5 protein-coding genes are annotated in these 4,764 nt (G+C 68.6%); 1 reads left to right on the top strand and 4 read right to left on the bottom strand.

All coding sequences use genetic code 11. The annotated features are described in order from the left end of the window. Window positions 1-200, bottom strand: a 200-nt coding sequence (locus tag VFR90_RS02615; RefSeq protein WP_326404429.1) for a hypothetical protein, incomplete at its 3' end; no start/stop codon positions are given. Window positions 201-281: 81 nt separating this feature from the next. Between VFR90_RS02615 and htpG the strand changes: the two genes are divergently transcribed. Beyond that, entirely contained in the window at window positions 282-2,159 is a 1,878-nt protein-coding gene (gene htpG / locus VFR90_RS02620) for a molecular chaperone HtpG (protein ID WP_326404430.1), read from the top strand. Window position 2,160: 1 nt separating this feature from the next. On the opposite strand, the gene VFR90_RS02625 is transcribed toward htpG, so the two are convergent. The 3 genes from VFR90_RS02625 to VFR90_RS02635 form a co-directional block, all read right to left on the bottom strand. After that, entirely contained in the window at window positions 2,161-3,210 is a 1,050-nt protein-coding gene (locus VFR90_RS02625; RefSeq protein WP_326404431.1) for a serine/threonine protein kinase, read from the bottom strand. A 33-nt stretch (window positions 3,211-3,243) separates the two neighbouring features. Next, window positions 3,244-3,972, bottom strand: a complete 729-nt coding sequence (locus VFR90_RS02630) for a DUF2726 domain-containing protein (protein WP_326404433.1) — start codon at window positions 3,970-3,972, stop codon at window positions 3,244-3,246. 145 nt (window positions 3,973-4,117) lie between these two features. Continuing rightward, window positions 4,118-4,764 (bottom strand): GNAT family N-acetyltransferase (locus VFR90_RS02635; protein ID WP_326404435.1); only part of this gene is annotated, 647 nt, incomplete at its 5' end.

The following is a 4,764-nucleotide window of genomic DNA, read 5'->3' on the forward strand; positions in this document are numbered from 1 at the left end:
AGCCGCGCGACCGTGAACGGGTCGCTGGCTAGCATGTCGGCCACGGTCAGCGTATGCGCATCTTCCTCGGCACGCAGCAGCGTCTCGGTCCAGGAAGCGGAAGGCAGCTCGATCCTCATAGGACTGCACTGTAACCAAGCGTTGCGCATGAAAAGCGCAGGTGAAGCGAGGAACTCGACGGGAACCGTCGAATAGTTCACGCAAGGGTGCAGTAGCATCACCGGCCTTGAGATTCTTCACGGCGTACCTACGTCGTGGACGCTGCTTCCCCACAACACGCCATGAGCCAGAAACAGACCCTCTCCTTCCAGGCCGAGGTCGCGCAGCTGCTGCACCTGGTCACCCATTCCCTGTATTCCAACCGGGAGATCTTCCTGCGGGAGCTGGTCTCCAACGCCTCGGACGCCTGCGACAAGCTGCGCTTCGAGGCGCTGAACGACGCGAGCTTGTACGAAGACGCCCCGGAGCTGAGGGTGCGGGTCAGCTTCGACAAGGAAGCCCGCACGATCACGATCACCGACAACGGCATCGGCATGAGCGAGGCCGAGGCGATCGCCAACCTCGGCACGATCGCCAAGAGCGGCACGCGCGAGTTCATGGGCAAGCTTTCCGGCGAGCAGGCGAAGGACGCGCAGCTGATCGGACAGTTCGGGGTCGGCTTCTACAGCGGCTACATCGTGGCCGACCGCATCAGCGTCGAGACCCGCCGCGCGGGCGCCAAGGCGGAAGAGGGCGTGCGCTGGTCCAGCGCGGGCACCGGCGACTTCGAGGTCGAGACGATCACGCGGCCCGAGCGGGGCACCGCGGTGACGCTGCACCTGCGCGAAGGCGAGGACGAGTGGCTCTCGCAATGGAAGCTGAAGTCGACGATCTCGAAGTACTCGGACCACATCTCGCTGCCGATCCTGATGCGCGAGCAGGTCTGGGACGCCGAGAAGAGCGAGTACGTGACCAAAGACGAGTGGGAGACGGTCAACAAGGCTGCGGCGCTGTGGGCGCGCAGCAAGAGCGAGATCACCGACGCGGAGTACAAGAGCTTCTACGAGCAGATCAGCTTCGACAGCCAGCCGCCGCTGGCCTACACGCACAACCGCGTCGAAGGCCGCAGCGAATACATCCAGCTGCTCTACCTGCCGGCGAAGGCGCCGCACGACCTGTGGAACCGCGAGCGCAAGGGCGGCGTGAAGCTTTACGTCAAGCGCGTCTTCATCATGGACGACGCGCAGGCGCTGATGCCGAGCTACCTGCGCTTCGTGAAGGGCGTGATCGACTCGAGCGACCTGCCGCTGAACGTGAGCCGCGAGCTGCTTCAGGAAAGCCGCGACGTGAAGGCGATCCGCGAGGGCTCGACGAAGCGGGTCTTGTCGATGCTCGAAGAGCTGGCGACCAACGACAAGGACAAGTACGCGAGCTTCTGGAGCGAGTTCGGCGCGGTGCTAAAGGAAGGCGTCGGCGAGGACCACGCGAACCAGGAGCGGCTCGCCAAGCTGCTGCGCTTCTCGTCGACGCACGCCGAAGGCGCCGAGGCCTCGGTTTCGCTGGCCGATTACGTCGGGCGGATGAAGGAAGGCCAGGAGGCCATCTACTACGTGACCGCCGACACGCTGGCCGCCGCGCGCCACAGCCCGCAGCTGGAGCTATTCCGCAAGAAGGGCATCGAGGTGCTGCTGCTTTCGGACCGCGTCGACGAATGGATGCTCGCCCACTTCTACGAGTTCGAGGGCAAGCCGCTGCAGAGCGTCGCGAAGGGCGCGGTCGACCTCGGCAAGCTGCAGGACGACGAAGAGAAGAAGCAGGCCGAGGCTGCCGCCGAAACCTTTGCGCCGGTGCTCGAGAAGCTCAAGACAGCACTGAAGGATCGCGCGAAGGACGTGCGCGTCACCACGCGGCTCGTCGATTCGCCGGCCTGTCTGGTGGTCGAGGAAGGCGACATGAGCGGCCACCTCGCGCGGCTGTTGAAGCAGGCCGGGCAAACCGCGCCGGCCAGCCAGCCCATCCTCGAAGTGAACCCCGGGCATGCGCTCGTCCAGCGGCTCGACGCGAGCGAGCGCTTCGACGATCTGGCGCAGGTGCTGTTCGATCAGGCGGTGCTGGCCGAAGGCGGGCAGCTGGAGGACCCGGCCGCCTACGTGCAGCGGGTGAACCGGCTGCTCGTTTGAATCACCGATCGGCGGTGGCTTCCTCGACGTCGCCGCCCATCGCCACCACCTGCCAGCGCAGCAGCTCGATCTGCTCGGCCCAGTAGGCCGATGCAGCCGAGCCGCCGAACCACGGGAAGGCAACAGGGAAGGCCGGGTCGTTCCAGCGCTGCGCGAGCCAGGCGCTGTGGTGAAGCATCCGCAGCGTGCGCAGCGGCTCGATCAGCGCAAGCTCGGCGCGGTCGAAGTCCATGAATTGCTCGTAGCCCTCGAGCAGGCAGGCGAGTTGGCGGCGTGCGCTTTCGTCGTCGCCGGCCAGCAGCATCCAGAAGTCCTGCACCGCGGGGCCCATGCCCGCGTCGTCGAGATCGACGAAGTGCGGGCCGTCGGCCGTCCACAGCAGATTGCCGGGGTGGCAGTCACCGTGCAGGCGCAATGTGGCGAGCGGCCCGGCGCGCTCGAAGGCGGCATCGACGAGATCGAGTGCGCGCTGCGACACGGCAGCCCAGCGCGCGCGCTCGCTCGGCGTGATCGCGTCGTGCTTGAGCAGCCAGCGGCGCGGCGCGTGGCCGAGCTGTTGCGCGTCGATCGCACGGCGATGCTCGAAGCGGCGCCGCCGGCCCACGACGTGCCAGCGCCCAAGGAAGCGGCCGATCCAGGTCAGCGTGTCGGGGTCGTCGAGCTCGGGTGCGCGACCGGCGCGGCGCGGCCAGACGGCGTAGCGCAGCGTGCCGGCGTCGTGCATCGCGAGCGTCGGCGGCTCGCCGAGGCAGCGCACGCCCGCGGCCTGCGGCTCGATCACCTGCGGCGCCACGGCTGGCACTTCGGCGGCAGCCAGTTCGAGCGCGAAGGCGTGCTCCTCGACGATCTGCGCGTCGCTCCAGCGGCCGGGCCGGTAGAACTTCGCCACGACGAAGCGGCCGTCGTCCAGGCCGACCTGGAACACGCGGTTCTCGTAGGAATTGAGCTGGAGCAAGCGGCCGTCACCGTGCAGGCCGACATCAGCCAGCGCGTCGAGCACCGCGTGCGGCGTGAGGTCGTCGTAGGGCCGGTCGCTGTGGGGCTCGTCCATGCGCCGATGCTCGCATGGCGCTTCGCGGCGACTTCAGCGTCGGGCGATCGGCGCCTCCGCCTCGGCGGCCGACGGCGGGAAGTCGCTGTTGGCGGCCAGGTCGAGCTGGCTCGACGGCGCGAAGAACGAGTCCTGCGCGAACATCGAGTCGGCCGGGAGCGACCGGCCGGCGCGGCGGGTGCGAACGGTGTCGCTCAACTGGCTGCGCGCCTGCTGGAAATGGGGGTCGGGCGCGGCAGCGCGCGGCGGCACCGCCGACAGCGGCGCAACGCGCACCGTCGTCTGCCCTTGCGGGCGCAGGAGCAGCTCCAGATCGCTGCGCGGCGGCAGCTGGCTCGCCTTGCAATGCACGTAGCGGATGCGGCAGGCGCCGAGCACCGACTGCTTGATCCGCATCGCCCGGCTCGACATGCCGCGCGGCGGCTCGAGATCGATCACCGCGAGCACGCGGGCGTTCGCGCTGCAGATCGCAAAGCTCACGTGAAGGTTGCCGAGCAACTCGAACCAGAACTGCTGGCGCTCGACCGAGCGGGGCTGGCACAGGCGCACCAGCGGGAGCTTGGCAAGGACGGTGTTGTGCGGCAGCGCCTCGCGCAGGTGACGCATCGCCTGGCGCTCGTCGGCGTTGAGCACCGGGCGCGAGTCGAGGTCCCAGACGTCCGGCAGCGGGTGGGCGGTTCGGCGCTGCCCGGCGCGCCAGCCGGCCCAGCCGCCCAGCGTGCCCAGGGCCGACGCAAACAACAACCACAGCGCGACCGACATCCACCGCCTCCATCGCGCGCAACCACCTCGGCCAGCGCTTCACGCGGCGCGATGGTAGCGGCGGGTCTGCGACCCGACACCCCCGGGAATCGGCGCGGCCTGGCGATCAAGCGCCCGGCCGCGCAGACTCACCCGGCATGGCTCGTCACTCCTCGCGACGGATCGCATGCATGCCGGTGCTGCGGCGCATCTGCCGGCGGATGTCGCCGACGATGCCGGCCCAGCCCCGCAGGCGACGGGCCTGGCGCTTGAACTGGTAGTCGAACTCGCCGGCGCGCCGTTCGAGCACCTGCTCGGCCTGGCTGGCCAGCGTGTCCGGCGGCAGGCTCAACCAGGCGCACGCATCGGCGCCGTCGCGTTCGACGGTGGCACCGGCGTGACGGGCGATCTTCAACATGGCGGCGTTCTCACTGAGCGCGTGAATGAAGAAGGTGTCGGTGTGGCGGTTGCGCGCACGCACCATCGCGTGCTCGAAAAGTCGCGTGCCAAAGCCGCGGCCGCGCGAACGAGGCAGCACGGATACGCCGAACTCGACCATCGCCGGTCGTTGCGGTACTTGGGCAGGGCGGCCGAAGGCAAGATGGCCAAGCGCGATCAAGCGAAGCGAGCGGTTGAAGATGCCAAACACCTCGTCTTGTTCGAAGTCGATCGACTCGACGTAGCGGCCGATCTGCTCGTCGGAAGCCGCATGGCCGAACCGCAAGTAGCGGTCGGTAGGCGGCAGCGCCAACAGGTGGTCGAGGATGCGGCGACGGTGTCCCTGCGCGAGGGATCGAATGGGGACCCACTGCG

This window comes from Methylibium sp., from assembly GCF_035762065.1.
Taxonomy (GTDB): domain Bacteria; phylum Pseudomonadota; class Gammaproteobacteria; order Burkholderiales; family Burkholderiaceae_C; genus Methylibium.